Annotated in this window: 23 protein-coding genes, 1 pseudogene and 1 riboswitch; of the genes and pseudogenes, 11 read left to right on the top strand and 13 right to left on the bottom strand. The window is 71.1% G+C overall.

Features of this window, described 5'->3' with window-relative positions:
• Positions 1-64: 64 nt before the first annotated feature.
• Entirely contained in the window at positions 65-1,258 is a 1,194-nt protein-coding gene (gene ftsY / locus ACX80U_RS08805) for a signal recognition particle-docking protein FtsY (protein WP_208741381.1), read from the bottom strand.
• 64 nt (positions 1,259-1,322) lie between these two features.
• Between ftsY and ACX80U_RS08800 the strand changes: the two genes are divergently transcribed.
• Positions 1,323-2,666, top strand: a complete 1,344-nt coding sequence (locus ACX80U_RS08800) for an MFS transporter (protein ID WP_459268128.1) — start codon at positions 1,323-1,325, stop codon at positions 2,664-2,666.
• A gap of 44 nt (positions 2,667-2,710) precedes the next feature.
• Here ACX80U_RS08800 and smc read toward each other — a convergent pair whose 3' ends face one another.
• Positions 2,711-6,325, bottom strand: a complete 3,615-nt coding sequence (gene smc / locus ACX80U_RS08795; protein WP_459268127.1) for a chromosome segregation protein SMC — start codon at positions 6,323-6,325, stop codon at positions 2,711-2,713.
• A gap of 240 nt (positions 6,326-6,565) precedes the next feature.
• On the opposite strand from smc, the gene ACX80U_RS08790 reads away from it, so the two are divergent.
• Genes ACX80U_RS08790 through ACX80U_RS08780 form a run of 3 tightly spaced genes read left to right on the top strand, consistent with a single transcriptional unit; the run spans position 6,566 to position 11,180 of the window.
• A complete protein-coding gene (locus ACX80U_RS08790; protein ID WP_459268126.1) occupies positions 6,566-7,591 on the top strand; it encodes a 3-oxoacyl-ACP synthase III in 1,026 nt (341 codons plus the stop codon).
• Positions 7,585-10,215, top strand: a complete 2,631-nt coding sequence (locus tag ACX80U_RS08785; protein ID WP_459268125.1) for an alpha/beta fold hydrolase — start codon at positions 7,585-7,587, stop codon at positions 10,213-10,215. The genes ACX80U_RS08790 and ACX80U_RS08785 overlap by 7 nt, the downstream gene beginning before the upstream one ends.
• Positions 10,212-11,180, top strand: coding sequence for an NAD-dependent epimerase/dehydratase family protein (locus tag ACX80U_RS08780; protein ID WP_459268124.1), 969 nt, complete (start codon positions 10,212-10,214; stop codon positions 11,178-11,180). The genes ACX80U_RS08785 and ACX80U_RS08780 overlap by 4 nt, the downstream gene beginning before the upstream one ends.
• A gap of 130 nt (positions 11,181-11,310) precedes the next feature.
• Here the strand turns inward: ACX80U_RS08780 and ACX80U_RS08775 are convergent, their stop codons facing one another.
• The 5 genes from ACX80U_RS08775 to ACX80U_RS08755 all read right to left on the bottom strand — a co-directional run bounded on the left by ACX80U_RS08775 (position 11,311) and on the right by ACX80U_RS08755 (position 15,044).
• Positions 11,311-12,177 carry a C40 family peptidase gene (locus ACX80U_RS08775; RefSeq protein WP_208741385.1) on the bottom strand — a complete coding sequence of 289 codons (867 nt, stop codon included), beginning with the start codon at positions 12,175-12,177 and terminating at the stop codon, positions 11,311-11,313.
• 2 nt (positions 12,178-12,179) lie between these two features.
• Positions 12,180-12,364, bottom strand: a riboswitch (cyclic di-AMP (ydaO/yuaA leader).
• Positions 12,365-12,496: 132 nt separating this feature from the next.
• Positions 12,497-13,459, bottom strand: a complete 963-nt coding sequence (mutM, locus tag ACX80U_RS08770) for a bifunctional DNA-formamidopyrimidine glycosylase/DNA-(apurinic or apyrimidinic site) lyase (RefSeq protein WP_459268123.1) — start codon at positions 13,457-13,459, stop codon at positions 12,497-12,499.
• The gene (rnc, locus tag ACX80U_RS08765) at positions 13,460-14,197 is read right to left on the bottom strand and encodes a ribonuclease III (RefSeq protein ID WP_459268122.1); all 738 of its coding nucleotides are present in this window, start codon (positions 14,195-14,197) and stop codon (positions 13,460-13,462) included.
• A gap of 74 nt (positions 14,198-14,271) precedes the next feature.
• Positions 14,272-14,475 carry a 50S ribosomal protein L32 gene (rpmF, locus tag ACX80U_RS08760; RefSeq protein WP_043445822.1) on the bottom strand — a complete coding sequence of 68 codons (204 nt, stop codon included), beginning with the start codon at positions 14,473-14,475 and terminating at the stop codon, positions 14,272-14,274.
• 2 nt (positions 14,476-14,477) lie between these two features.
• Entirely contained in the window at positions 14,478-15,044 is a 567-nt protein-coding gene (locus ACX80U_RS08755) for a YceD family protein (protein ID WP_133080708.1), read from the bottom strand.
• A gap of 115 nt (positions 15,045-15,159) precedes the next feature.
• On the opposite strand from ACX80U_RS08755, the gene ACX80U_RS08750 reads away from it, so the two are divergent.
• A complete protein-coding gene (locus tag ACX80U_RS08750) occupies positions 15,160-15,756 on the top strand; it encodes a YdcF family protein (RefSeq protein WP_459268121.1) in 597 nt (198 codons plus the stop codon).
• Between the two features lie 12 nt (positions 15,757-15,768).
• Here ACX80U_RS08750 and coaD read toward each other — a convergent pair whose 3' ends face one another.
• Positions 15,769-16,233, bottom strand: a complete 465-nt coding sequence (gene coaD / locus ACX80U_RS08745) for a pantetheine-phosphate adenylyltransferase (RefSeq protein WP_133080710.1) — start codon at positions 16,231-16,233, stop codon at positions 15,769-15,771.
• A gap of 111 nt (positions 16,234-16,344) precedes the next feature.
• Here coaD and ACX80U_RS08740 point away from each other — a divergent pair, with 111 nt between their 5' ends.
• The 6 genes and pseudogenes from ACX80U_RS08740 to ACX80U_RS08715 all read left to right on the top strand — a co-directional run bounded on the left by ACX80U_RS08740 (position 16,345) and on the right by ACX80U_RS08715 (position 22,316).
• Positions 16,345-17,580, top strand: a complete 1,236-nt coding sequence (locus ACX80U_RS08740) for an aminotransferase class I/II-fold pyridoxal phosphate-dependent enzyme (protein ID WP_459268120.1) — start codon at positions 16,345-16,347, stop codon at positions 17,578-17,580.
• Positions 17,577-18,389, top strand: a complete 813-nt coding sequence (locus tag ACX80U_RS08735; protein ID WP_459268119.1) for a spermidine synthase — start codon at positions 17,577-17,579, stop codon at positions 18,387-18,389. Before ACX80U_RS08740 ends, ACX80U_RS08735 begins: the two co-directional genes overlap by 4 nt.
• A 162-nt stretch (positions 18,390-18,551) precedes the next feature.
• Positions 18,552-18,899: a hypothetical protein gene (locus ACX80U_RS08730; RefSeq protein WP_459268118.1), complete on the top strand. Its 348-nt coding sequence runs from the start codon at positions 18,552-18,554 to the stop codon at positions 18,897-18,899.
• 108 nt (positions 18,900-19,007) lie between these two features.
• Positions 19,008-20,683 (top strand): annotated as a pseudogene (ctaD, locus tag ACX80U_RS08725) (aa3-type cytochrome oxidase subunit I).
• A 150-nt stretch (positions 20,684-20,833) separates the two neighbouring features.
• Positions 20,834-21,436 (top strand): hypothetical protein, encoded by a 603-nt coding sequence (locus tag ACX80U_RS08720; protein WP_459268117.1) that lies wholly within the window; start codon positions 20,834-20,836, stop codon positions 21,434-21,436.
• A gap of 127 nt (positions 21,437-21,563) precedes the next feature.
• Positions 21,564-22,316, top strand: coding sequence for a DUF1775 domain-containing protein (locus tag ACX80U_RS08715; protein WP_133080715.1), 753 nt, complete (start codon positions 21,564-21,566; stop codon positions 22,314-22,316).
• A 100-nt stretch (positions 22,317-22,416) separates the two neighbouring features.
• On the opposite strand, the gene rsmD is transcribed toward ACX80U_RS08715, so the two are convergent.
• The 5 genes from rsmD to ACX80U_RS08690 are packed head-to-tail and all read right to left on the bottom strand — an operon-like array spanning position 22,417 to position 26,257.
• Positions 22,417-23,049, bottom strand: a complete 633-nt coding sequence (gene rsmD / locus ACX80U_RS08710) for a 16S rRNA (guanine(966)-N(2))-methyltransferase RsmD (RefSeq protein ID WP_459268116.1) — start codon at positions 23,047-23,049, stop codon at positions 22,417-22,419.
• A 45-nt stretch (positions 23,050-23,094) separates the two neighbouring features.
• A complete protein-coding gene (locus ACX80U_RS08705; RefSeq protein WP_459268115.1) occupies positions 23,095-24,138 on the bottom strand; it encodes a sulfate/molybdate ABC transporter ATP-binding protein in 1,044 nt (347 codons plus the stop codon).
• Complete coding sequence (locus ACX80U_RS08700; RefSeq protein WP_459268114.1) at positions 24,135-24,980, bottom strand: ABC transporter permease; 846 nt, start codon at positions 24,978-24,980, stop codon at positions 24,135-24,137. The genes ACX80U_RS08705 and ACX80U_RS08700 overlap by 4 nt, the downstream gene beginning before the upstream one ends.
• Positions 24,981-25,010: 30 nt before the next feature.
• Positions 25,011-25,853, bottom strand: a complete 843-nt coding sequence (modA, locus tag ACX80U_RS08695) for a molybdate ABC transporter substrate-binding protein (protein WP_459268113.1) — start codon at positions 25,851-25,853, stop codon at positions 25,011-25,013.
• Positions 25,853-26,257, bottom strand: coding sequence for a TOBE domain-containing protein (locus tag ACX80U_RS08690; protein ID WP_459268112.1), 405 nt, complete (start codon positions 26,255-26,257; stop codon positions 25,853-25,855). The genes modA and ACX80U_RS08690 overlap by 1 nt, the downstream gene beginning before the upstream one ends.
• Positions 26,258-26,281 lie beyond the last annotated feature (24 nt).

The following is a 26,281-nucleotide window of genomic DNA, read 5'->3' as shown; positions in this document are numbered from 1 at the left end:
GCAGGTTTCCCTTGCGTCGGATCGCTGCCGGCGTCCGATCGGGGACCGGGCGCCCCGCCCGGGCTCAGTTCAGCAGTGCGTCGACGAAGCTCTCGGCGTCGAAGGGTGCGAGGTCGTCAGCACCCTCGCCCAGTCCGATCAGCTTCACGGGCACCCCGAGGCTGCGCTGGATGGCCACCACGATGCCGCCCTTCGCGGTGCCGTCCAGCTTGGTCAGGACGATACCGCTGATGTTGACGACCTCGGCGAACACCCGCGCCTGGTTGAGCCCGTTCTGCCCTGTGGTGGCATCCAGGACCAGCAGGACCTCGTCGACGGTGCCCTGCTTCTCGACCACGCGCTTGACCTTGCCCAGTTCGTCCATGAGGCCGACCTTGTTCTGCAGCCGTCCCGCCGTGTCGATGAGGACGACGTCCACCTCCTGCTCGATGCCCGCCTTCACGGCCTCGAAGGCGACCGAGGCCGGATCGGCGCCGTCGACGTCGGACTTGACCGTGGGCACGCCGACCCGGGCACCCCACGTGGCCAGCTGCTCGGCGGCGGCTGCACGGAAGGTGTCCGCCGCCCCCAGGAGCACATCCTTGTCATCGGCCACCAGCACGCGTGCGAGCTTGCCGACGGTGGTGGTCTTGCCGACACCGTTGACGCCCACCACCATCACGATCGCGGGGCGGTCGGCATGGCGCTGCGTGGCGAGGGAACGGTCCATCGACGGGTCCACGAGCTTCACCAGTTCCTCGCGGAGCATGTCCTTGACCTCGGCCGGGTTGCGGCTGCCGGCCACCTTCACCCGCTCGCGCAGGGCATCGACCAGTTCCAGGGTCGGCTCGGTGCCGAGGTCTGCGAGGAGGAGCGTCTCCTCGACCTCGTCCCAGACGTCCTCGTCGATCCTGTCCCTGGACAGCAGGGCGAGGAGGCCCTTGCCGAGGGCGTTGTTCGACCGCACCAGGCGGGCACGCAGTCGCGCCAGCCGGCCCTGGACCGGGTCCACGGTGTCGAGGCGCTCGGCGGGAGGAGCCTCCTCGAGGCCGCTGAGGTCGTCGGGCACCAGGACATCCGTGGTGACACCGTCCGGTTGGTCGAGGACATCCAGCGACGTGGCGCCGTGGGCAGGGCCCGCCACCTGGTCGTCGGCGTCGCGCGGTGAGGAGTAGAGCCCCGGCGGCGTGCGCCTGCCGCGCACCAGGAGGATCGCGAGCGACCCGATCACGGCGATCGCGAGGATGACGAAGATGACAGGCAGAAGGATGTCGTTCACTGATCCACCTTCTCATACGGGCCGATTGAGGATCCTGTCGACGCAGTGGCAGAATGCGAGGACCATGGCCGGACTCCCTCGCGCGCGCAAGCACTCCCCCTTCCGGTTCCTCCCCGGGAGCCGTCGGGTCCCGCGGACGCAGGAACCCGCCCCGGTGCGCGAGAGCATCCCCCGCGAGATCCGTGTCCTCATCGCCGCGGCCTTCGTGATCGCCATCGGCTTCGGGCTCGTGGCCCCGGTCCTCCCGCAGTTCGCGCAGAGTTTCGACGTCGGCGTGACCGCGGCGTCCGTGATCGTCAGCGCCTTCGCGCTCACCCGGCTGCTCTTCGCACCGGCGGGCGGCTGGCTCGTCGAGAGGCTCGGCGAGCGCCCGGTCTACATCCTCGGGCTGCTCATCGTCGCCCTGTCCACGGCCGCGTGCGCCTTCGCCGCCGACTACTGGCAGTTGCTGGTGTTCCGCGGACTGGGCGGTATCGGGTCGACGATGTTCACCGTCTCGGCCATGGGCCTGATCGTCCGGCTGGCCCCACCCGCCATCCGCGGCCGCGTCTCCGGTGCCTACGCCACCGCTTTCCTGCTCGGCAGCATCGGCGGTCCCATCCTCGGAGGCCTGCTGGCGGGTCTCGGTCTCCGCGTGCCGTTCCTCGTCTACGCCGGTGCCCTGCTCGTCGCTTCCGCCGTCGTCTTCTTCCAGCTCCAGGGGACGTCCCTGGCCGACCGCCAGGCCGCGCGCAACCAGGCTCCGCTGACGGTCCGCGAGGCGCTCCGCGACTCCGCCTACCGGGCGTCGCTCGTGTCGAGCTTCGCGAACGGGTGGTCCTCGTTCGGCATCCGCATGGCGCTGGTGCCGCTCTTCGCGACGGCGGTCCTGAGCGCTGGGCCGGGGATCGCCGGCATCTCCCTGGCGTTCTTCGCGGCGGGCACCGCACTGGCCCTGACGGTGTCGGGACGACTCGCCGACACCGTCGGCAGGAAGCCGCTGGTGGTCGCCGGGCTCCTGGTGAACGGCGCCGCCATGGCCGCCCTGGGATTCTCCGGCAACGTCGTCGTGTTCCTGGCGATCTGCGTGCTCGGCGGAGTGGGCACCGGCCTCCTGAACCCGGCCCAGCAGGCCGCCGTCGCGGATGTGATCGGCAACGGCCGCAGCGGCGGCAAGGTCCTGGCCGGCTTCCAAATGAGCTCCGACCTCGGTGCGATCTTCGGGCCGATCGTCGCCGGCGTCATCATCGACCGCCTGTTCGTGGGGTCCTACGACATGGCCTTCGTGGCCACCGGCGCCCTGGCGGTCGTCGCCGCCGCCGTCTGGCTGGCGTCCCGGGAGACGCTCCCCCGCGTACCCCTCGGCGACCCGACCGCAGGCCGGCCGGGTGCCGACAGGACGGGAACCGCTCCGCCGCGCCGACCCTAGCCGGTCCCGCCGGCGAGCCCCTCGGGGCGGAAGGGGCGGTACGGCTAGGTGAGGACCTGCTCGACCTCGGCCGCGAGGCGCTGGCTGATGACGGTGGACACGCCGTCGCCGCGCATCGTGACTCCGTAGAGCGCGTCGGCCACCTCCATCGTCCGTTTCTGGTGCGTGATGATGATCAGCTGGCTCGACTCCCGGAGCTCCCGGAAGATCGTGATCAGGCGGCCGAGGTTGGTGTCGTCGAGGGCGGCCTCCACCTCGTCCATGACGTAGAACGGCGACGGCCGTGCCTTGAAGATCGCCACGAGGAGCGCCACGGCGGTCAGCGACCGCTCGCCGCCGGACAGCAGCGACAGCCGCTTGATCTTCTTGCCCGCGGGCCGGGCCTCGACCTCGATGCCGGTGGTGAGCATGTCGGAGGGATCCGTGAGCACGAGCCTGCCTTCGCCGCCCGGGAACAGGGTCGCGAACACGCGTTCGAACTGCTCTGCCGTGTCGCGGTAGGCGGCCGTGAACACCTGCTCCACGCGCTCGTCGACCTCCCGGATGATGTCCAGGAGGTCCTTGCGGGTCGCCTTGAGGTCCGCCAGCTGGGTGCTCAGGAACTGGTGGCGTTCCTCGAGCGCCGCGAACTCCTCGAGGGCGAGCGGATTGACCTTGCCCAGCGCCGCGAGGTCGCGTTCGGCACGCTTCAGCCGCTTCTCCTGCTGCTCGCGGACGAACGGGACGCCCTGCGGCACCGGATTGCCGTCGTCGTCGACAGGTGCCCGCAGCGCAGCCCACTTGTCACCGCCGGCGGAGTCCTCCGGCACCGGCAGGTGCGGACCGAACTCGTCGACGAGGTGGTCCGGCGTCAGGCCGAGCTCCTCGATGGACCGGTTCTCGAGCGCTTCGATACGGAGCCTCTGCTGCGTGCGTGCAAGCTCGTCGCGGTGCACGGAGTCGGTCAGGCGGGCGAGCTCGACGCCGAGGTCGGCGTTCGTCGCGCGGACCTCCTGCAGCTCCGCGTCCTGCTGCTCACGCAGGCGCTCCGCGGCGTCCCGCTGCTGCACGGCGACCTCGACCGATCCTGCGGCGAGCCGTTCGGCGTGGCGGGCGGCCCGCGCGACGGCGGCGGCCTTGAGCGCCTGGGCCCGCCGGATCCTCGCCTTCTCCGCGGCCTGCTCCCGCGCGCGGCGCTCGGACTGCGCCGCGCGCTCCAGCGATGCTGCCCGGTTGGCGAGCGCGGACAGCTGCTCCTCGCGGCTGCGCAGGGCGAGGCGGGCCTCCAGCTCGGCCTGGCGCGCGTCGACCGCTGCACGGTGCAGGGCGTCGCGCTGCCCTGTGGAGGGTTCGGCCTCGACGGGCTGCTCCTGCAGCTCCCGGAGTCGCCGCGCCGCCTCCTCGAGTCGTGTCTCCTCCTGGGCGAGGTTCGCCTCGGCTGCGTGCATCAGGGTCGTCAGTCGTTCGGCCTCCCCGGAGGCCGAACGCAGGCCCGCGTTGAGCCGGCCGAGCCTCTCGGCGACGGCGGCCATCCGCGCATCTGATTCGTGGAGTCGCTCGAGCGCGGCGTCCACCCGCTGCTGCGCGGCGTCCCGTTCGGTCCTCGCCCCCGAGAGCCGGAAGCGCAGGCGCTCGGTCGAGGCGACCGCCTGCGCGAGCCGTTCCTCCGTCTCCTCGGCGGCCGCGCGGAGTTCGAGATAGCCCGCCGCGCCGGGGGTGCCGCCCGTTGCGGAATACCGGGACAGGACGTCCCCGTCGCGCGTGACGGCGACCGGGGTGCTGCCGTCCTCGATCACACCCCGGGCGTGGCCGAGGTCCGTGACCACGACGACGCCGTCCAGCAGGCTCTCGAGCGCGGCCCGGAGCGGCGGCGGAACGGTCACGACGGACAGCACGGGGACGGGGTCGTCGGAATCCCGGAGCGCCGGCCCGAACTCCGCCTTCGCCTGGAGCCCGCCCTCCACCGCGCCGGTGGCGACGACGAGCGAGACCTGACCGGCGTCCTCGGTCTTCAGGAGCTGCAGGGCGTCGACGGCAGCGGCGATGCCCTCCACCGTCACGGCGTCGGCCCGCGCACCGAGGGCAGCGGCGACGGCCTTCTCGAAGCCCGGAGCGACCTGCAGCAGCTGGGCGAGCGGCATGGACACGCCGTCGAGCCCGGCGGCCAGGAGGGCACCGGACCCGTCACGCTGCTGCAGGCCTTCGCGCTGCGCCTCCAGCCGCGCGGCCAGTGCGCCGCGGTCCCGCTCCGCGGAGCGTTCCTCATCGACGAGGATCCGCAGCCCGTCCGTGATGGACGCGAGGACGGCCGATGCCTCCTCGTACTCGGCGTCGAGGCCCTCCTCGCCCTCCTCGTCCCCGGCCACCTGGCTCTCGAGCGCCGTGAAGTCACGCTCGGCGGTGCTGCGACGCTCCTCGGCAGCAGCGATGGACGCGCGGAGGCGGCCGAGTTCGGCGACGGCTGCCTCGACGCGGGAGCGTGCGGCTCCCACCGTGCCCGCGAGCCGCGCATCGCCCTCGCGCCGGTCGGCCGCGGCGCGGAGCAGCCGGGCGAGCCGGGCATCCTCGGCCGATGCGGCGTCCTCGGCGACGCGGCGGGCAGTGAGTGTCTCCTCGAGCACGCGTCCCAGCGACGCCACCTCGTCCTGCAGCGCGGCCACCTCGGTACGGACACGCTCGGCCTGCCGGTCGAGGGAGTCGGGGTCACGCCCCGACTCGGGTTCCGTGCCTCCCTGGCCGAGGAGGTGCCCCCGGTCCTCTGCGCGGGCGGCGAGCGCGGAGAGCCTCTCGCGCGCACTCGACAGGGCGTACCAGGTCTCCCGCGCCCTGTTCAGGGTCGGGACGGACGCCGCCGCGGCCCGCTCGAGGTCCGCCTGGCGTTCCTGCCCGGCGCCGAGGGTCTTCTCGACCTCCTCGCGACGCGCCTGGAGCGCCACCTCCGCGGCGACGTCCCGCTCGAAACCGGACCGGAGGGTCACCAGCTCGTCCGCGAGCAGCCGGGATCGCGCGTCGCGGACCGCGAACTGCACCTGCTGCGCCCGGCGGGCGACCTCGGCCTGCTTCCCCAGCGGGGTCAGTTGCCGTCGCAGTTCGGCCGTGAGGTCGGACAGCCGCGCGAGGTTGGCCTGCATCGCGTCCAGCTTCCGCACGGTCTTCTCCCGGCGGCGGCGGTGCTTCAGGATGCCGGCGGCCTCCTCGATGAAGCCCCGGCGCTCCTCGGGTGTCGCGTGCAGCACCTTGTCGAGCTGGCCCTGGCCCACGATCACGTGCATCTCGCGACCGAGCCCCGAGTCCGAGAGGAGTTCCTGGATGTCGAGCAGGCGGCAGTTCTTGCCGTTGATGGCGTACTCGGACCCGCCGGCGCGGAAGAGGGTGCGGGAGATGGTCACTTCGGAGTACTCGATCGGCAGGGCGCCGTCCGCGTTGTCGATGGTGAGCGAGACGTGGGCCCGTCCCAGCGGGGCACGGCCGGACGTCCCGGCGAAGATGACGTCCTCCATCTTGCCGCCGCGCAGGGTCTTGGCGCCCTGCTCCCCCATCACCCAGGCGAGGGCGTCGACCACGTTGGACTTGCCCGAGCCGTTCGGACCGACGACGGCGGTCACGCCGGGCTCGAAGTCGAAGGTGGTCGCCGAGGCGAAAGACTTGAACCCCCGCACGGTTAGACTCTTCAGATGCACAGTGTCAGGATCTCCAGGTGGAATGGGACCTCCCCAATCTACTGGAACGCACCGACTGTGCGGAGTATTGGGCAGGCAACACCATGGACGCGCACGATTTCGGCGTGACCGCCCGATGCAATCAGAAGTAGGCTTACAAAAGTTTCAGCAGTATCCAGTATTCAGAGGCGTCCGGGCCGATCCATTCGTGGGTCCCTCACGGCCAACCACCGGCGCTGACCAGTTGACGAGGCAGGAAATTTGACCGGTAACGCGACGTTTCGACATGAAAACACGGCCTTGCTCGCCGTCACGAGTGTGGAGGCGCCGGTAGTCGTCAGTTCCGCCGAGTTCGACGAACGACTGGCCCCCAGCCTGAAGAGGCTCCGCCTCTCGAAGAGGCTCCTCGAACGCGTGGCCGGGGTGACGGAACGGCGCTGGTGGTCTCCCGGGTCCGATTTCGACGACGCCGCGATCGAGGCGGGAGCCAAGGCCATGGCCGAGGCCGGCATCGAGCCGGGCGACGTCGGGCTGCTCATCAACACGTCCGTGACCCGCCGCAACCTCGAACCCTCGGTCGCCGTGAAGATCCACCACTCGCTGGGGCTGCCCTCGTCCGCGATGAACTTCGACCTGGCCAACGCCTGCCTCGGGTTCGTCAACGGGATGACCCTCGCCGCGAACATGATCGATTCCGGCCAGATCAAGTACGCCCTGATCGTCGCCGGCGAGGACGCCCAGCGGACCCAGGAGGCCACCTTCAAGCGCCTCAACCGCGAGGACTCGACGCGCGAGGATTTCCTGAGCGAGTTCGCGACCCTCACGCTCGGCTCCGGCGCGGCCGCCGCGGTCATCGGCCCGGCCGACGCCCACCCCGGGTCCCACCGCATCCTCGGCGGCGTCTCCCGTGCGGGGACGCAGCACCACGAGCTGTGCGTCGGCGGCATCGACGGGATGTACACCGACACGAAGGGACTGCTCGACGGCGGCCTGGAGCTCGTCGTCACGGCGTGGCACGAGGCGCAGGCGGACGGCTGGGCGTGGGACGCGATGGACCGCTACGTCACCCACCAGGTCTCCAACTCCTACACCAACGCCATCATCAAGGCCGTCGACCTCGAGCGTGAGCGCGTCCCGATCACCTTCCCGCACTGGGGCAACGTGGGGCCGGCCTCCCTGCCGATGACCCTCGCCCAGGAGTCGCAGTCCCTCACCCCCGGGGACCGGGTGCTGTGCCTGGGCGTCGGCTCGGGCCTGAACACCTCCATGATGGAGATTGCGTGGTAGAACTCCCCGGCGTCGACCCCTCGTGGTCGGCGTACATCGACGTGCCCTCGACCAGCGGGGCCGACGCCCCGGGAACCAGCCACCGCTGGCACTACCTCGACAACGGGCTCGGCGCAGGTGCCGATGACGAGGTCACGGGAACGCTCCTGTGCGTCCACGGCAATCCCACCTGGTCCTACCTGTGGCGGAGCTACCTCGCTGCCGGTCGCACGGCCGGCTGGCGCGTGATCGCGGTGGACCAGCTCGACATGGGCTACTCCGACCGCACCGGCGCGTTCCGGCGCCTCGAACACCGCATCACCGACCTCGAGGATTTCGTCGCCGCCGTCGGCCTCGCGGGTCCCGTGGTCACGGTGGGGCACGACTGGGGCGGCGTCGTCAGCCTCGGCTACGCCGACCGCAACCGCAGGGACCTGGCGGGCGTGATCCTGACCAACACGGCCATCCACCAGGATCCGGCCCGGCCCATCCCGGCACCGCTGCGGCTCGCCCTGGCACCCGGCGTGCACGGCCTGGGCACGAGGACCAGCACGGCCTTCCTCGACGTGACCCTCTCCCTCGCCCGGCCGGCGCTGGAGCGTGGGGTCCGCCGCGCGTTCCGCGACCCGTACCGCACGCCGGCAGCCCGCGAGGGCATCGCCAACTTCGTCTCCGACATCCCCGCCGACCCGTCCCACCCGAGCTTCGCCGCCCTCACCGCGGTCGCGGAGGGCATCCGCAGCCTCGCCGTGCCCGTGCTGATGATGTGGGGCCCGCACGACCCGATCTTCTCGGACCCCTACCTCGATGACCTCGCCCGCCGCCTCCCCGCCGCGGACATCCATCGTTTCGAGCAGGCCGGCCACCTGGTGCAGGAGGACGCCGACACGGCGTCGACCGCCATGGAGTGGCTCGGCATCCGATCCGTGGGCGTGCCCCGACCGGACCGGTCCGGCGACAGCGCCCCGGAGGACCGTCCCTACACCCCGCTGGGCCGGCGGATCACCGAGCTCGCCGCCGGTCCCGAGGCAGGGACGACGGCGGTCGCCGAGATGGCTCCCGCGGGCACGCCGCGGACGCTGACCTGGCGCGAGCTCTCCGACGATGTCGACGCCGTGGCCGCCGGCCTCACCGCGCTCGGCTACGGCGCGGGCAGCAGGGTCAGCCTGCTCGTCCCGCCCGGAGTGGACCTCACCGTCCTGATCTACGCCTGCCTGCAGATCGGCGCCGTGATCGTCGTCGCCGATGCCGGCCTCGGCGCGCGCGGCCTCAACCGTGCCGTCAAGGGGTCCGCACCCGACGTCGTGATCGGCATCGAACGCGCCCTCCTCGCAGCCCGGGCCTTCGGCTGGCCGGGTCGGCGGATCAGTGCCGCTCCCCTGCCTGCCGCTAAGAAGAAGGCGCTGCGCGTCGAGGCGTCCCTGAACGACCTCCGTGCCGCCCGGCCGGTCGCCGGAGCACTGCGCGCCGCGCCCGCGCCGGACACCGACGCCGCCATCCTCTTCACCTCCGGGTCCACCGGTCCGGCCAAGGGCGTGGTGTACACGCACCGCCGGCTCTCGGCCATGCGCGACGCCGTGGAATCCACCCTCGGGCTGGGACCGGGCGCCTCACTCGTCGCAGGATTCGCACCCTTCGCCCTGCTCGGCCCGGCCCTCGGCGCGACGTCGGTGACCCCGGCCATGGACGTCACCGCCCCGCGGACCCTGACGGCGCGGGCACTGGCCGATGCCGCGGCCGCGATCGACGCCACCGTCGTCTTCGCGTCGCCGGCGGCGCTGCGCAACGTCCTAGCGACGTCGGCCAACCTCCCTGCGGCCGGCCGGGAGGCACTGGAGCGGATCACCCTGATGCTCTCCGCCGGGGCGCCGATCCCGGTACCGCTGCTCGAGGAGGTCCAGGCACTCGTCCCGTCCGCGGCCCTCCACACGCCCTACGGCATGACCGAGTCCCTCCTCGTCGCCGATATCGACCTCGACGGCATCCGGGCCGCCGCGACGGCGGCAGAGGCGGGACTGGACGGCGCCGGCAACGGCGTGTGCGTGGGTCTCCCGGTGCACGGCGCACGCGTCGCGGTCAGCCCGCTCGACGGCACGGGTGAGGCAACCGGCGAAGCCACCGGGACTCCCGGGGTGACGGGCGAGATCCTCGTCGACGCTCCGCACGTCAAGGATCGCTACTTCCGCCTCTGGCGCACCCAGGAGGACTCGGCACGGACGCGTCCGTGGCATCGCACCGGTGATGTCGGCCACTTCGACGCCGACGGCCGCCTCTGGGTCGAAGGACGGCTCGGCCACGTCATCACCGCACCGGGAGGGGTGGTGACCCCGGTGGGACTCGAGCAGTCGCTGGAGGCGCTCGACGGCGTCCGTCTCGCAGCTGTCGTCGGCGTCGGCCCCTCCGGCGCGCAGGCTGTGGTGGCGGTCGTCGAGACGACGACGCCGGGTCGTCGCCCCCGGCTCGCTGATGCGTCGCTCGCCGCTGCCGCCCGCGATGCGGCCGGCGTGCGCGGCGTGGACCTCGCTGCGGTCGTCTCGGTCCCCGCACTGCCGGTGGACATCCGGCACAATGCGAAGATCGACCGCGCACGCGTCGCGGCCTGGAGCGGACGGTTCCTCGCCGGCGGGCGGGCCGGCTCCCTGTGACCGTCCTCGTGACGGGCGCCAGCGGCATGCTCGGCCGCGCGGTCGCCGGACAGCTCCTCGCCGACGGCCACGACGTACGGTGCTTCCAGCGCCGCCCGTCGGGTATCGTCGGGGCCGCCGACGTCCTGGGCTCCATCGAGGACGACGCGGCGGTGGCCGCCGCGGTCCGGGGGTGCGACGCCGTGATCCACCTCGCGGCGAAGGTCTCCTTCACCGGCCGCGCCGCCGACTTCGACAGGACCAACGTGGACGGGACCCGGCGCCTGCTCGATGCCGCCCGGCGCGCCGGCATCCCCGACGTCGTCCACGTCTCCTCGCCCTCCGTGGCGCACGACGGCACGTCCCTGGTCGGCGCGTCCGCCGGTCCGGCGGACCCAGGGACCGCACGAGGCGACTACGCCCGGACCAAGGCCGCGGCGGAGGTGCTGGCGCTGGGACGCTCCACGGCGTCGTTCCGCGTCGCCGCGGTGCGCCCGCACATCGTCTGGGGACCCGGTGACACGCAGCTCGTCGAGCGCGTCGTCGACCGGGCCCGGCGGGGACGGCTGCCGCTGCTCGACGGTGGCACCGCACTGATCGACACCACCTACGTGGACAACGCGGCGTCGGCGATCGTCGCCTGCCTCGCCCGTATCGGCGAGGCGCAGGGCCAGGCCTTCGTCGTGACCAACGGCGAGCCGCGGCCCATCGCGGAGCTGCTCGCAGGGATCTGCCGCGCCGCCGGCGTCCGCCCACCGGCATGGTCGGTGCCCGGATCGGTAGCACGGGCGGCGGGGACGGTCATCGAACGCGCCTGGCTGGCGCTCGGCCGCGCCGAGGAGCCGCCCATGACCCGCTTCCTGGCCGAACAGCTGTCCACCGCACACTGGTTCGACCAGCGGCGGACCCGGGCCGTGCTCGACTGGACGCCGGCGGTCAGCATCGACCAGGGGTTCCAGCGCCTCGCGGCGCACTACGGCGGCTGAGGACTCCGGCCCCCGGGCGGGAACGCGCCGCCACCGCCTCTCCCCGGGTACGCGGAAGGGCGGGATGCCCGGCATCCCGCCCTTCCGCGTACCTGTACCTGGGACGACCGGCTGACGCCGGTCGCGATTCCTAGCGGGTGTAGTACCCGTCCACCGACATGGCGTTGACCGAGTGCACCAGCGTGCCCTGCGAGGGGTTCAGGGCGCTGACCATCTGGCCGTTGCCGAGGTAGATACCGACGTGGCTTCCACCGTTCTGGCTCACCAGGTCGCCCGGCTGCGGGTTGCTGGTGGGGGTGAGAGCAGCGAACTGCGACCAGGTGGTGCGCGGCAGGCTGATGCCGTTCTGCGCGTAGACCCACTGCACGAAGCCGGAGCAGTCCCAGCCGCCGAACGAGGTTCCGCCGTACACGTAGCCCGAGCCGATGCCCTGCATGGCCGTGCCGACGATGCCTCCGCCGGCGGGGCTGATCGAGGCGGACTGCGTGCTGAGTCCGGTGGTGTTCCCCGAGAAGACCGCGGGTGCTGCCACGGGTGCGGGTGCCGCCACGGGTGCCGGTGCCGCGATCGCTGCGGGGGCAGCGACGATCGTTGCGGACTGGGCGGAGTACTGCTGGGGAGCGGCAGTGCCGGTGAGCGCGAGGGCCTGGCCCGGGTAGATGACCGAGCTGTAGCCGAGTCCGTTGGCCGTGAACAGGGTGTCGAGGCTGACGCCGTGCGAGGCAGCGATGCTGCCCAGCGTGTCGCCGGCCTGGACGGTGTAGGTGCCCGCCGCGACGGTGGACGCCGCGACCTGCTCGGGTGCGGCCTGCAGGGTGATCTCGCCTGCGGCACTCGCGGGGAGCGCTGCGCCGAACATGATCCCGGATGCTGCGACGACGACGGCGGCGGGCTTGCCGGCCACCGAAGCACTCGCGGAGATCGCGCGGGAGGCGGTGAGAAGGGGGTTGGTGCGCGTGGGGACGGCCCGGTGGCGCGCTGAAGTGCTCTTGGACATAATCATGCCTTTCCCAATGCCTGCGAAGTTAGCTGTCGGGTTCGGATGGGACATCCGGACGTGCTGTTCTCGTTCCAGCGAACATGCGCTGGTCGACGCGCGTCTTTACCCCTAGGACTCAGGACTGAGTCCGCTATCGGTTCCCCCGCCCCTGTCGAATGTGTAGTGCGAACGGTCCGTCCTCATCGACAGGGTTAGGCAGAGTGAGGAGGGGCGCCCCTCCGTTGTGGAGCAGGCGCGGGGTCAACGGTACCCGTTGAGCTTCCGGTTGTCACGTTTGGGTTACGGCGCCGACGGTGCCATAATCCCCCCGCGCCGACTAGGCCCGAGCGTTCCGCGGCCTCGGCTGGCAGTACGGGCAGAGGGACGATGACCTGTTCATGAAGGCTTCGCGCCGGATGAGGGTCGAGCGCCCTTCGGCTGCGCAGCGACGGCAGGGTTGCCCGGCACGGCCGTAGGCTTCGAGGTCGCGGGCGAAGTAGCCCGACGCGCCGTTGACGTTGACGTACAGTGCGTCGAAACTCGTGCCGCCGGCGTCCAGGGCCCGGGTCATGACCGTGGTGACCGCCTCGACGATACGGAGGGTGTCGGGACGGCGCAGAGTGTCCGTGGGGCGCGCGTAGTGGAGTCTCGCCGCCCACAGCGCCTCGTCCGCGTAGATGTTGCCGATCCCCGAGATGAGGCCCTGGTCGAGGAGGGCGCGCTTGAGGCCCGTCCTCCGCTCGCGGAGACGCCGGTGGAAGGATTCGACGGAGAACGCGGGGTCAAGGGGGTCACGCGCGATGTGTGCGGCCTGATGCGGGACGAGGGGCAGGTCCGTGTCTCCGCGACCACCCGGCGCGCCGTCGGCGGTGGGCTCGAGATCGGCGACGAACATGCCCCCGAAGATCCTCTGGTCGACGAAGCGGAGGTCGGCGGGGAGCGGGGCACCCTCGTCGTCGACGGCGGTGGAGAGCCGAAGGCGAACCTTCAGGTGTTTCTCGAGGGGGGCCTCCGGCTCCTCGATGAGCAGCTGGCCGCTCATGCCGAGGTGCGCCATCAGTGCGACGTGCGAGACGTCACGTGGGGCGTCCGGGTCCTGGAGGGTCATCCAGAGGAACTTCCCGCGCCGCACCACGTCCGTGACGCGTGCTCCGGTGACGTTGCCACGGAAGTCCTCGACGCCTGCGACGTGGCGTCGCAGCGACCGCGGGTCCACCACCTCGACGGCCTCGACGGTACGGCCCGTGACCCAGCGCGCCAGCCCACGCCGTACCACCTCGACCTCGGGCAGTTCAGGCACTCAGGGTCCGGGGGGCGCTGCGGGCGCGTCGTGCGGTTCGCCGTCGGGCGTCGTCCCGGCCCCGGGTGCGAGCAGCTTCCAGGAGGCGGCAGCAGCCTCCTGCTCCGCCTCCTTCTTCGAGTGGCCGCACCCGGAGCCGTACTCGACGCCGCCGATCACGAGGCGCGCGGTGAACGTACGGGCGTGGTCGGGACCGGCGCCCACCACCTGGTAGTCGATCAGGCCGAGCCGGCGGGCGGCCGCGGTCTCCTGGATGCGGGTCTTCCAGTCCGTGCCTTCGCCGAGGACAGCGGAGTCGCGCAGGAGCGGCCCGATGAGCCTCATGACCATGGCCCTCGCGATCTCGATCCCGTGGCTCAGGTAGGCGGCACCGATGACGGCCTCCATGGTGTCCGCGAGGATGGATGCCTTGTCCCGGCCGTTGGTGAGCTTCTCGCCCTGTCCGAGCAGCACGTGGCTGCCGAGGTCGAGCGTGCGGGCCACTCCGGCGAGCGCCCTGGTGCTGACGACGGCGGACCGCCGCTTGGCGAGCTCACCCTCGGAGAGGTCGGGGTTGTCCCGGTACAGGGCGTCGGTCACCGAGAGGCCGAGCACCGAGTCGCCCAGGAATTCGAGCCGCTCGTTGGTGGGGATCCCGCCCTTCTCATAGGCGTAGGACCGGTGCGTCAGGGCAAGACGAAGCGTCTCGGTGTTGATATCGACACCAAGACGCTTCGTGAGTTCTTCTGCATTCTTCACAACCGCATCAGCTGATCCAGCATCGAACGGGTGCCCACTGCAGCACCGGGCATGCAGCGGGCCGCACCCCGTTGTCAGACGTCGGCTACCTTGCGGCCCTTGTACTCGAGGAACAGCGGGGTACCGGCTGAATCGGTGACAACCTTGGCCTGGTGGGCGAGGCTGTAGGTGACGCGACCGTTCTCGAGGGTCTTGACCAGCTTGGGGGCGGTTGCCTTCCACTGGGACCGGCGTGCACGGGTATTCGCGCGGGACATCTTCCGCTTCGGGACAGCCACGGCTAACTCTCTTCTCTCTCGTCTGACTCTGACTTGGTTGCCGCGTCGTTACCGGCGGCGGTGCCCGTCAGCCCTGCAAGGGCTGACCAGCGAGGGTCCAAAACTTCATGGTGGTGGTCCGGATCGTCATTGAGCTGCGCTCCGCATTCGGAGCACAGACCCTTGCAATCCTCCCGGCACACCGGCTGGAATGGCAGCGACGTAACCACTGCATCCCTCAGCACGGGTTCCAGATCGACCGAATCGTTCTCCACCCTGTGCTGATCTTCTTCCTCTTCCACCGACAGCGACTCGGAGTCGCTGTAGAAGAAGAGCTCCTGGACGTCCACCTCACGGTCGAACCGCAGGGGCTCCAGGCAACGGCCGCACTCGCCGGTTACCTCGACGTTTGCCGTACCCGACACCAGGATTCCCTCGTGCACCGATTCGAAACGCAGGTCCAGTTCCATCTCGGAACCCTCCTGCACGCCGATCAGCGCAACGCCGAAATCCTTCGGTGCCGGTACATGTTCTTCCACTGTCCGCATGCTTCCCGGACTGCGTCCGAGATCCTTGACGCTGAAAGTCAAAGGCGAACTGAGATCGCTGTTGATGATGACTCCTGTAGAACATATGACCGACGTACCATCCTAGCCCGATGAGGCGGGCAGTCCCAAAACGGGCGGACCCGTCTACGCTCGGACGATGACGTCCGATCCCCGCCCGGCACCGGCCGACCCGCGTCGCCGTCGGGCGGTCCGCGCCCTGCGGACAGCGGCCGGGATCGCCACCGCCTGTCTCCTCGCGTGGCTGATCCTCGCCTATGTGCTGTTCTACAACCCTCCGCTGCGGACGGTCGGGACGGCCGATGCGGTGGTGGTGCTGGCCGGAGCCGCGGGCGAGAGGCTTCCCGCGGGCCAGCGGCTGATCGAGCGCGGCGTCGCCGACGAACTCGTGCTCTCCTCGACGGGGCTGCCGGGCAACTCCGCGGCCGACGCCCTGTGCGCCGCGGAGTTACCCGGCACGACCTGCTTCCGTTCGGATCCCCTGACCACGAGGGGCGAGGCGCGTGCGATCGCCGCGCTCGCCCGCGACCGCGGCTGGGACAGGATCGTCGTCGTCACCTCGACCTACCACGTGACACGCGCCTCCACGAACATCTCCCAGTGCTCCGGGGCCGACGTCACCATGGCCGAATCGACGCCGGACCTCGACGCCCTGGAGTGGCTCGGACGGTTCGTCGAGGAGACCACGGCACTGGCCGCAGCCCTGGCCCGCCCCGCGTGCGCTCGACCGGTCTGAGGCGCCGCCGGATCAGTGCAGGGAACGGTAGACGGCGTCGGGAACGAACGGACGGACGTCGCCGCCCAGGGACGCGACCTCCTTCAGCAGGGTGGAGGAGACATGGGCGAACGTCGTACCGGTGGGGACGAAGACGGTCTCGACGTCGGTCAGGTGGCGGTTCATGGTCGCCATGGGGAGTTCGTAGTCGAAGTCGAGCCCTGATCGCAGCCCTTTGACGAGTGCCGCCGCGCCGTGCTCCCTGCAGAAGTCGGCGACGAGGCCGGGGCCCATGGGCAGCACTGTCACGCCGGGCAGGTGCGCGAGGCCGTCGCGGCAGAAGGCGATGCGCTCGTCGACGTCGAACCGGTACTTCTTGGCGTAGTTGGTCGACACGGCGACGATCACCTCGTCGAACAACCGGGCGGCACGACCGATGACCTCGATGTGTCCGTTGTGGAGGGGGTCGAACGATCCGGGGCAGACGGCGCGGCTCATGCCCCCACGGTACCCAGTCCTCCCCACCCGCGCGCACACCCCGCCCCCCGGCATACCGCGGAGGGCACGGCGGTCTGCGGCCGGACGCGCGGGACCGGCGATACTGGTGTCATGACCACAGACGCGCGGGCGGCAGCCATTCCGAGCAGCAGTACGGCACCCTGGACGAGGGCCGCGCGCGGTGCGAACCTGCTCGGCGGCGACGGCACCCTCGGCATCACCATCTTCGAGGAGGTGACGGCGCTCGCCCAGAAGCATTCGGCGATCAACCTCGGACAGGGGTTCCCGGACGAGGACGGTCCACGCGAGATCCTCGACGCGGCCCGTGCAGCGATCGCCGACGGCGCCAACCAGTACGCACCCGGTCAGGGCCTCGCCGTCCTGCGCCATGCCATCGCTGCACACCAGGAACGCTTCTACGGACTGCACATCGATCCGCAGACCGAGGTGATCGTCAGCACGGGCGCCACGGAGTCGATCGCGGCGGCGATCCTCGCCTTCGCCGGCCCGGGCGACGAGGTGCTGACCTTCGAACCCTTCTACGACTCCTACGGGGCCGTCATCGGGCTCTCGGGCGCCACCCACACCACCGCTCCCCTGAACGCTCCGGACTTCCAGCCGGACGCGGCAAGCCTGGAGGCCGCGTTCAGCGAGCGCACGCGGATCGTCGTGGTGAACAATCCGCACAACCCGACCGGCAGCGTCCTCGCCCGGCCGGCGCTCGAGCTCATCGTGCGGCTGGCGGAACGCCACGGTGCCATCATCGTGACGGACGAGGTGTACGAGCACCTGACCTTCGGTGTGCCGCACGTCCCCATCGCCTCGCTGCCCGGGGCGGCGGAACGCACCCTCACGATCTCCTCCGCGGGCAAGACCTTCTCGGTCACGGGCTGGAAGGTGGGCTGGCTCAGCGGACCCGCCGACCTCGTGGCGCAGGTCCGTACCGTGAAGACCTTCCTGACCTACACCTCGGGAACACCGTTCCAGGGAGCCGTCGCCCTCGGGCTGGGGCTGCCGGAGGAGTTCTTCACCTCCGCCGCGGCCATGCTGCGGAAGAAGCGGGACCTGCTGGGCGAGGGCCTCCGCGCCGCCGGGTTCGAGGTCTTCGAGCCGAAGGGCACGTTCTTCACGATGGTCGATGCCGCGCCGCTGGGTATCGACGACGCCACGGACCTGGCACGGCGCCTGCCGTCGCTGATCGGGGTCGCGGCGATCCCCGTGGCGATGTTCTGCCACGAGGAGGGTGCCCGGCGTACGCGCTCGATGCTGCGGTTCGCGTTCTGCAAGCGGTTCGACGTCATCGAGGAGGGCGCACTGCGCCTCGCGACCCTGCGGAAGCGCGTGTGAGCACGGCTCCCGGCACGGACGAAGAGTTCGAGGTCCCCACGCGCTGGCTTCCCGGCGCGGGTGCCTACGCCGAGATCGACGAGGACGCATACATCGACGGCGCGCTCATCCTCAGCATCGGAGGGGCGCAGCAGTCGCATGTCGACGTGCACCACCCGGAACGGGTGTTCTACGAGTACCTGCGTCGCGTGGCGGCAGTTCTCGACCTGGTCAAGCCACCGGGCGCTCCGCTGCGGATCCTGCACCTGGGCGCGGGAGCCCTGACCCTCGTCCGGTACGTCCAGGCGACGCGTCCGAGATCCGTGCAGGTCGCCGTCGACCTGGAAGCAGAACTGGTCGACTTCGTCCTCGATGCCATGCCGCTGGCCGAGGGCACGGTGTGCGAGGTCGTCGTCGGCGACGCCGCCGACGCCGTGCTCGAGCAGCCGGATGCGGCCTTCGACGCCGTGGTGCTGGACATCTTCGCGGGGGCCGACGCCCCCGCCCATCTCACCGGCCCGGATTTCGCCGCGCACCTCCTGAGGGTCTGCGCCGACGACGGCGTGGTCCTCGTCAACGTCGGCGACGACCCGCCGCTCGCCTTCGCCCGCGCGCAGAGCAGGCAGCTCTCCGCCCTGGCCACCGCGACGGCCGTCCTCACCGAGGCGGGCATGGTCGGCGGTGCGAGCGCCGGGAACGTCATCATCGCGGCACGCAGGACGCCGTGGCCGGAGTCCTGGACCTCGGCCCTGCGTGCCGCGGGTCCGCACCCCGCCGCCGTCCTCGTCGACGCCGAGCGGGCGGCGTTCGAGCAGCCGATGGGCCGGTAGCTCCGCCCCGACCCTTCCGACCCTGATGTTCAGCACGCCATGGTCGCCCGGCGCCGTGCTTGTCAAGCAGGATTCTTCCGCGCCCGGGTCCGACAGCTCCTCCTAGCCTTAAAGGGCTTGAGCAGCCGGGCATCGAGGACCGCTCTTCGGAGGACCTGGGCCATGAGCCACACATTGCGCATCACCGTCCGCCTGGACATCGACCTCCGCTGGGCACGCATGGAAGTGCGAGGGTGCCTCACGGAGGAGAACTGCCGGGCTCTCCTGCCCATCGTCCGCCGTAGCTTCCGCATCCTGCAGGAGCCGAACGTCGTGATCGATGCGAGCAGCGCGCAGCACATCGAGATCGCGGGGATCGACGCGCTCGAACGCCTCGGGATCAGCGGCCTGGAAGCCCAGCCCGTCGTCGGCGATTCCGCCGGCTCGTGCTCGCTGATCGTGCCCGAGGTCCTCCCCTCGTGCCCCTCCCGGTTCCCGCGCCCGCACGGGAGCCACCGCTTCGCCGCATGAACCTCCCCCATCCCTACCCGGCAGGAGCGGACCGTGACCGCTGAATACGCAGATTCGACCCTTGCAGCGACGCCGGCGGCAACGCCCGGAACCCGGTCCCCCGGCCGGATCTTCCTCGAGTGGATGACGACCACCGACCACAAGACGATCGGCTACCTCTACATCATCACGTCGTTCGTGTGGTTCTCCCTGAGCGGCGTCGAGGCCCTGCTGATCCGGGCGGAACTCTTCGCACCGGGCATGCAGATCCTGCAGACCAAGGAGCAGTACAACCAGCTGTTCACGATGCACGGCACGATCATGCTGCTCCTCTTCGCGACACCGCTGTTCGCGGGCTTCGCGAACGTCATCATGCCGCTGCAGATCGGCGCACCCGATGTCGCCTTCCCCCGGCTCAACGCCCTGGCCTACTACTTCTACCTCTTCGGCGGGATCATCGTCGGTCTCGGCATCTTCACCCCGCAGAGCAGCGAGGGTTCGGCTGGACCGCCTACCCGCCCCTCGCGAACGTCAGCTTCTCCCCCAGCATCGGTGGGGACCTGTGGGTCTTCGGGCTCGCCCTGGCCGGGTTCGGCACCATCCTCGGCTCGGTCAACTTCGTCACGACGATCATCTGCATGCGCGTCCCGGGCATGACCATGTGGCGCATGCCGATCTTCACCTGGAACACCCTGATCACCTCGATCCTCGTCCTGATGGCCTTCCCCGTCCTGGCCGCCGCCCTGTTCGCCCTCGGCGCGGACCGCCGCTTCGGCGCGCACATCTTCGACCCGGAGAACGGCGGGGCGATCATGTGGCAGCACCTCTTCTGGTTCTTCGGCCACCCCGAGGTCTACATCATCGCGCTGCCGTTCTTCGGCATCGTCTCGGAGATCTTCCCGGTGTTCAGCCGCAAGCCGATCTTCGGCTACAAGGGCCTGGTCTTCGCGACGATCGCCATCGCCGCGCTCTCCGTGACGGTCTGGGCACACCACATGTACGTCACCGGAGCCGTCCTGCTGCCGTTCTTCGCCTTCACGACCATGCTCATCGCCGTTCCGACGGGCGTGAAGGTCTTCAACTGGATCGGCACCATGTGGCGGGGATCGCTGACGTTCGAGACGCCGATGCTCTGGAGCCTCGGCTTCCTCGTGACCTTCATCTTCGGCGGCCTCACCGGCGTGATCCTGGCCTCACCGCCGCTGGACTTCCACGTCTCGGACACCTACTTCGTGGTCGCGCACTTCCACTACGTGGTCTTCGGCACCGTGGTGTTCGCGATGTTCGCCGGCTTCTACTTCTGGTGGCCCAAGTTCACCGGGACCATGCTCAACGAGCGGTGGGGGAAGATCCACTTCTGGATGCTGTTCCTCGGCTTCCACGCCACGTTCCTGATCCAGCACTGGCTCGGCGTCCAGGGCATGCCCCGCCGCTACGCCGACTACCTGCCCGAGGACGGCTTCACCGAAATGCACCAGTTCTCCACCATCGGCTCCTTCCTTCTCGGCGCGTCCATCATCCCGTTCTTCTGGAACGTGTACATCACCTGGCGCAAGGGCAAGAAGGTCGACGTCGACGACCCGTGGGGCTTCGGTGCCTCGCTGGAGTGGGCGACCTCCTGCCCGCCGCCGCGCCACAACTTGGTGTCCATCCCCCGCATCCGCTCGGAGCGCCCTGCGCTCGATCTCCACCACCCCGAACTGGTGGCGCGCTTCAACGAGACCAGCCACTCACCTGCCGCCGGCGCGCTCGGTGCGGCGGACATGGGCGAGCAGGATCCCCGCCAGCCGAACCCGAAGAACTAGGAGGAGCGCAGCGGCTTCCGTGCCCATCCACGGGACCGCCCCGCGCGAAGTACTGACGTGGAAGCCGGCGCGCCGACGGTAACCTGAGATGGAGCCGCTGAATCCAGCGAGGCTTCCACGACTGCGCGGAGCGACGGGAAGGAGGGACGGGTGCCTGCAACGAGCCTGACCTACGTCCGGTCCGTGATCCTCGTCTCGCTGATCCTCTCGGTCTCCTCGGCGTCCCACGTCCTGGCGTCGGGGCACCTGCCCGCCCCCGGGGTGATGCTGCTGCTCGCAGTCCTCCTCCTCGCGCCCGCGACGCTGCTCGCCCGGCGGGCGCTCTCCGTCCGGCCCGCCCTCCTGGCGATGGGAGGCGGGCAGTTCCTGCTGCACCACGTCTTCGCGCTGACCTCCGTCCCGGCGGTCTGCCAGAGCTCCTCGACGATGCCGGACCACCACGCCGCCTTCGAGCTCGCCTGCTCCACGGTGGCGCCGACCGGGATGGCCGGTGCGGTCGGCACTCCCGCCATGGTCGTCCTGCACGCGACAGCCACCGTGGTCCTGGCCCTCGCGGTCGCGCGGAGCGACCGGGCGGTCACGCTTCTCCTGGCCTGGCTACGGCCCCTGCTGACCCTGCCCTCCATCACTTCCCCGGTGCCGGCGACGCCCCGTGCCGTGACCGACGTGCCGCATCCCGTCGCGCCGCTGTCCGTGCACGCCTCCGTGCCGACCCTGCGCGGTCCGCCGCGTCCGTCGCCGCTGCCCGCCTGAACCGGCCCGTCCTGACAGGGACCGGGGTACGTCGGCGGGCCTTCCCGATGCACCCTTCCCACTTCCCTGCTGCCCCGCGCGATCCCGCTGTCGCGGACGTGGAGCAGCATCCCCGAAAGGCATTTCCATGACTTCCTACCCCAGGCGTACCCTCACTACCGGAGCCGTCGCCCTCACCACTGCCGGCCTGATGGCCCTCGGCCTCGGCGCGGCGAGCGCCCACGTGACCGTGGCGCCGGCGTCCACCACGGAGAACGGCTATGCGCAACTCACCTTCAGCGTGCCCAACGAATCGGAGACCGCGGCGACGAACAAGCTCGAGGTGCAGCTGCCCACCGACGAGCCCTTCACGTCCGTCCGCGTCAAGCCGGTCGAGGGGTGGACGGCGGAGGTGGTGACCGGTGCCCTGCCGGAGCCGGTGACCACCTCCGACGGCGCGACCATCACGGAGGCTCCCTTGTCCGTCGTGTGGACGGCGGAGGCGGGCGCCGAGATCTCGCAGCAGGAGTACCAGACGTTCTCGATCTCGGTGGGGCGCCTGCCCGAGGCGGGATCCACGGTGCTGCTCCCGACCTCCCAGTCCTATACGGACGGTGACGTCGTCGCGTGGGACCAGGAGACCGTCGAGGGCGCCGAGGAACCCGACAAGCCGGCGCCCTCGTTCGTGACCACGGCCGCCGTCGAGGGTGACGCCCACGGCGGGTCCCACAACGCGGCCGAGGCGACCCCGGAAGCATCCCCGGAGGCGATCGACGCGGAGCAGACGGCGTCCAGCACGCCGGGGTCGACGTCGGCCGTCGGCTGGGCGGGCCTCATCGCCGGCCTGCTCGGACTCGCCGCCGGCGTGACCGCCCTGCTGAGGACACGACGCCGGGCCTAGCCCATGGCAGAAGGCGCCGTGCCGGAGGACCGGCACGGCGCCTTCTGCGCTCGGCCCTTTCTGCGCCCGGCACTATCTGCGCCCGCGCGAGGGAGAGCTGCTAGTCGGCGGAGGCTTCCCCGGCGGAGTCACCATCCGAATCCACATCGGACCCCACATCGGGCTCCACGACGGGCTCCAGGAACCACAGGCGTGTCTCCCCGTACTTCTTGTCCGAGAAGCGTTCGAGCCACGCGGGCCACGCCGGTTCCGGGGTCCGCGCCGATCGCTCGACGACGACGACGGCACCCTCCGCCAGGCGCGTCTCGAGGGCATCGAGGACGGCGACCACGCCGTCCTCACGCACCGTGTAGGGCGGATCCATGAGGACGAGGTCCCAGGTCAGTTCGGGGGCCACCCGATCGAGGTAGGTCTCGACCTTCGTGCGGTGCACGCGGACGGCCGTCCAGCCGAGGACGCGGTTCACGAGGTCGGCGTTCCGCTGGGCGACGGCTGCGGCCCGATCGGCGGATTCGACGAGGTCCACGGAGGCGGCGCCGCGGCTCGCACTCTCCACCCCGAGCGAGCCCGAACCGGCATAGAGGTCCAGGACGTGCGCCCCGTGCACCACGCCGTAGGACTCGAGGCTCGAGAACAGTGCTTCCTTGACGCGGTCCGTCGTCGGCCGCGTGCCGTTTCCGTCGACGCTGGTGAGCGTCGTGCCTCCTGCGGCTCCTGAGATGATGCGCGTCATGCCTCCGACTCTATCGCCGGTCGGGGCACGGCGCGGACCGCCGTCCTACACCGGATAGACGGTTGCGTCCTCGTGCCGGAAGCCGAGGAACACCGGCACGCCGGGCGCCATGCCGAGTGCCACGACGGCGGCGGGGGCGACGTCGGCCGCCAGCCCCGCGGCGTGCACGCGCACGTGGTCGCCGCGGTGCTCGACGTCGTCGATGTCCGCTCCGACGGAGCTGAAGCCCTGCCCGCTCTCCGCCCTGCGGGACACGGCCACATCCGCCGGACGAACCGTGAGGGCGAGGCGCGCCCCGACCGGTGCGTGTTCGGCCAGCGGCACCTCCAGCCCGTTGGCCGCCCTGAATCCCGCGGGAGTCGCCTGTCCGTCCACGAGGTTCAGTCCGGCCAGCCGGGCACCGAAGGGCGTGACGGGTCGCGTGAGCACGTGTGCCGTGGCGCCGGCTTCGACGATCCTGCCGTCCTCGAGGATGAGCAGGCGGTCGGCGAGCAGGAAGGCGTCGAGCGGGTCGTGGGTCACGATGATCGCGGAGCGGTCCGCGAGGACGTCCCGCAGGAGGGTGCGGAGGGCGGGGGCCACGGTGACGTCGAGGGCGGCGAGCGGCTCGTCCAGCAGGAGGAGCGACGGATCGGCGGCGAGCGCACGCGCGACGGCGACGCGTTGTGCCTGTCCACCGGACAGCTGGGACGGCCTGCGGGAGGCGAGCTCGCCCATCCCGAGGCGGTCGAGCCAGTCCCGGGCCGTGGACCGGGCCGCCGCCCGGTGCTGTCCGCGGCTGCGCGGACCGAAGGCCACGTTCTCCAGTGCCGTGAGGTGGGGGAACAGCAGGGCCTCCTGCGCGAGGAGCGAGACGCCGCGGTGGCGGGGTTCGGTGAGGACGCTCCGGCGGGCGGTGACGTCGAAGAGGACCCTCCCGTCGAGCTCCGCGCGGCCCTCCGCCGGCGCCAGGAGCCCCGCGACGAGCGTGAGCAGCGTCGACTTCCCCGCCCCGTTGGGCCCGAGGACGGCGAGGGTCTCCCCCGGGGCGAGGTCGAAGGCGACGTCGAAACCCCGCTCCGGGAGCGTGGCCCTGAAGGTGAGGCTCATGGCCGTGCCATGGCGGGTGCGCGGAAGGGCAACGGTCCTGCCGCCCCGTCGAGGGGCCTCACGCGGTGCGCGACACCCACCACGGCGACGGCGACGAGCACGAGGATGAGGGAGAGCGCGACGGCGGCGTCCGGGTCCGTCTCACGCTGTAGGTAGACCTCCAGCGGCAGCGTCCTCGTGGTCCCCTGGAGGCTGCCCGCGAAGGTCAGCGTCGCTCCGAACTCTCCGAGCGCCCGCGCGAAGGACAGCACGGACCCCGAGACCAGTGCGGGCAGCACGAGGGGCAGCGTGATCCGCCGGAGCACCGTCCACCGTCCGGCGCCGAGGGTCGCTCCGACGGCCTCGTAGCGCGTACCGACCGAGCGGAGCGCCCCCTCGAGGCTGAGGACGAGGAACGGCAGGGCCACGAAGGCCTGCGACATCACGACCGCCGTCGTCGAGAAGGCGACGTCGATCCCGAGGACGTCCAGGCTGCTCCCCAGCAGCCCGCGCCGGCCGAAGGTGTACAGCAGGGCGATGCCGCCGACGACCGGTGGGAGGACCAGGGGCAGCAGCACGAGGGACCGGAGGACCTGCTGTCCGCGGAACGAGGTCCGGGCGAGGACGAGCGCCATCGGCACGCCGAAGACGATGCACAGGGCCGTCGCGGTGAGGGAGGTCCGCAGGCTGAGCAGCAGGGCCGCCTCGGCGCTCTCGGAGGTGACGAGGGGGATGAACCGGGGCCAGTCGACCCGGAGCGCCATGGCCGCGAGCGGGACGACGACGAACAGACCGCCGATGACGGCGATCAGCACCACCCAGCGGGGAAGGGCCGCCGTCGTCCTCACCACTGTGCCTCCCATGGCTGGACCGACAGCGGGTCAGGGCGCGGGTCAGGGCGCACCGAAACCCGCTGCCCCGAGGACGGCCCGACCGTCCGGACCGGCCACGAAGTCGACGAACGCCTGCGCCGTCGCGGGGTCCGCCGCATCGGCCAGTGCCGCGACGGGATAGGTGGTGACGGCGTCGGAGGCCTCGGGGACGTCGATACCGAGGACCGTGTCTCCTGCCGCCCGGATGTCGGTGGCATAGACGAGGCCGGCGTCCGCCTCACCGGAGGCCACCTTCCCGAGGACGTCCGTGACGGACGATTCCTCGCTGACGGGTTCCAGGTCGATGCCTGCGGCCTCCTCGATCCTCGCCGCGGCCGCTCCGCACGGGACCTGTTCCGCGCAGACGACCGTCTTCACGCCCGGGCGGGCTGCGTCGGCGAGCGAGGCGATGTCGGCGGGGTTGTCGGACGGGACGGCCAGCCGGAGCGTGTTGGTGGCGATGTCGACCGCCGTCCCGCGCAGCAGGCCCGCGGCCTCGACCCGGTCCATGCTCGCGGTGTCGGCCGGGGCGAAGACGTCCGCGGGAGCACCCTCGATGATCTGCGTGACGAGATCGGACGAACCGGCGACGTTGAGCCGGACGTCCGCGCCCGGGTGCGCCTCCTCGAACCGGGCCGCGAGGTCGGTGAAGGACGCCCGGAGGGAGGCTGCGGCGAAGACCGTCACGCTGCCGTCGACCGACCCGTCCGGTCCCCCGGCATCCCCGGCGGGCACGCCGGACGAGCCGCAGGCGGCGGTGAACAGGACGACGGCGACCGGCACGACGGCGGATCGGGCGGCGGATCGGGCGACGGATCGCGGGGCGGCGCGCCGGCGCGGAGCCGGGGCCGGTCGCGGCATCATCAGGCCTTCCCACCAGGGGTCTCGATGATCACGGTGGTGGCCTTGACCACGGCGATGGCGATGGATCCCTGCTCCAGCCCGAGGTCGCGGACGGCCTCGCTGCTCATCAGCGACACCACGCGGTGCTGCCCGCACTGGAGCTCCACCTGCGCCATGACGGTGTCCATCACGATGTCGGTGACGATGCCGACGAACCGGTTGCGGGCGGAACGCCCGATGTCCGAGGGGTCCCCGGGCAGGACGGCGTTCCGGCGTGCGAGCCGGGCCAGTTCCAGCGCGTCGACCACGGCCCTTCCCGAGGAGTCCCTGGCGCTTCCGAGGATGCCGCCGTCGATCCATCGGCGGACGGTGTCGTCGCTGACGCCCAGGAAGCGAGCGGCGTCACCGATCCGTATCTGCGTCATGGAAAGGATGCTACATCCTCAGGT

Source organism: Arthrobacter sp. TmT3-37 (assembly GCF_054510835.1).
The sequence above is the reverse complement of the archived record's forward strand: the minus strand, read 5'-3'. Positions and strand labels throughout refer to the sequence as shown.

Coding starts and splice junctions, on each gene's coding strand:
- ACX80U_RS08800 (WP_459268128.1), top strand. CDS start 1,323: ATGGCCGGACTCCCTCGCGCGCGCAAGCACTCCCCCTTCCGGTTCCTC.
- ACX80U_RS08775 (WP_208741385.1), bottom strand. CDS start 12,177: ATGTCCAAGAGCACTTCAGCGCGCCACCGGGCCGTCCCCACGCGCACC.
- ACX80U_RS08750 (WP_459268121.1), top strand. CDS start 15,160: ATGACGTCCGATCCCCGCCCGGCACCGGCCGACCCGCGTCGCCGTCGG.
- coaD (WP_133080710.1), bottom strand. CDS start 16,233: ATGAGCCGCGCCGTCTGCCCCGGATCGTTCGACCCCCTCCACAACGGA.
- ACX80U_RS08740 (WP_459268120.1), top strand. CDS start 16,345: ATGACCACAGACGCGCGGGCGGCAGCCATTCCGAGCAGCAGTACGGCA.
- ACX80U_RS08730 (WP_459268118.1), top strand. CDS start 18,552: ATGAGCCACACATTGCGCATCACCGTCCGCCTGGACATCGACCTCCGC.
- ACX80U_RS08715 (WP_133080715.1), top strand. CDS start 21,564: ATGACTTCCTACCCCAGGCGTACCCTCACTACCGGAGCCGTCGCCCTC.
- rsmD (WP_459268116.1), bottom strand. CDS start 23,049: ATGACGCGCATCATCTCAGGAGCCGCAGGAGGCACGACGCTCACCAGC.
- ACX80U_RS08705 (WP_459268115.1), bottom strand. CDS start 24,138: ATGAGCCTCACCTTCAGGGCCACGCTCCCGGAGCGGGGTTTCGACGTC.
- ACX80U_RS08700 (WP_459268114.1), bottom strand. CDS start 24,980: ATGGGAGGCACAGTGGTGAGGACGACGGCGGCCCTTCCCCGCTGGGTG.
- modA (WP_459268113.1), bottom strand. CDS start 25,853: ATGATGCCGCGACCGGCCCCGGCTCCGCGCCGGCGCGCCGCCCCGCGA.
- ACX80U_RS08690 (WP_459268112.1), bottom strand. CDS start 26,257: ATGACGCAGATACGGATCGGTGACGCCGCTCGCTTCCTGGGCGTCAGC.